This window comes from Blautia sp. AF14-40, assembly GCF_003479665.1.
GTDB lineage: Bacteria > Bacillota > Clostridia > Lachnospirales > Lachnospiraceae > Fusicatenibacter > Fusicatenibacter saccharivorans.
The window spans coordinates 1-732 of sequence record NZ_QUHK01000116.1 but is presented as its reverse complement, the minus strand read 5'-3'; the positions used below and the strand labels follow the sequence as shown (position 1 = coordinate 732).

The following is a 732-nucleotide window of genomic DNA, read 5'->3' as shown; positions in this document are numbered from 1 at the left end:
AGAATAAACTGAAAAAGACCATGACTGCCCTTTGTGCCGCCCTTATCCTTATGGGCGGTTTTTCTGTCCCTGCCTATGCACAGGGCGCAGCCACAGAGCCGCCCGCAGAGGACGCAACTAATGACAGCGGCGTGATTGTGGAGGAAAAAGAGGAAACGCCGCCCCTTACCCCAAAGGGAAACGCAACACTGGTTGACGATTACGGCGGCAATAAGCAGCTTATCACTGTTACCACCAAAAGCGGCAACTATTTCTATATCCTCATTGACCGCGCTGCCGAGGGCGAACAGACCGTACATTTCCTAAATCAAGTGGACGAAGCCGACCTTATGGCACTGACCGAAAACGGCGAAGCTGCCAAAAAGCCGGAAATCTGTAACTGTACGGAAAAATGCGAAGCCGGAAAGGTAAACACGTCCTGCCCAGTATGTGTTACCAGTATGACAAGCTGCACAGGTAAAGAACCTACCCCAACACCAACCGAGCAGCCGGAAGAACCGAAAGAAAAAGGCGGCAATCCCGGTGTGGTGCTTGCCTTAGTCCTCTTTGCCCTGCTTGGTGGCGGCGCAGCGTTCTACTACTTTAAGTTTATGAAGCCGAAGCAGAATGTAAAGGGCGATACCGACCTTGAAGATTTTGAATTTGAGGACTACGACGAGGACGAGCCGGAAGCAGATACCGGGGAAACTTCCGAAGATGAAGAAACGGAGGAAGAAACCCTATGACCCTGTT

1 protein-coding gene is annotated in these 732 nt (G+C 51.5%); it reads left to right on the top strand.

Annotated features, from left to right (window positions below; all coding sequences use genetic code 11):
- Window positions 1–8: 8 nt before the first annotated feature.
- Window positions 9–725, top strand: coding sequence for a DUF4366 domain-containing protein (locus DWW13_RS18585; RefSeq protein WP_243026214.1), 717 nt, complete (start codon window positions 9–11; stop codon window positions 723–725).
- Window positions 726–732 lie beyond the last annotated feature (7 nt).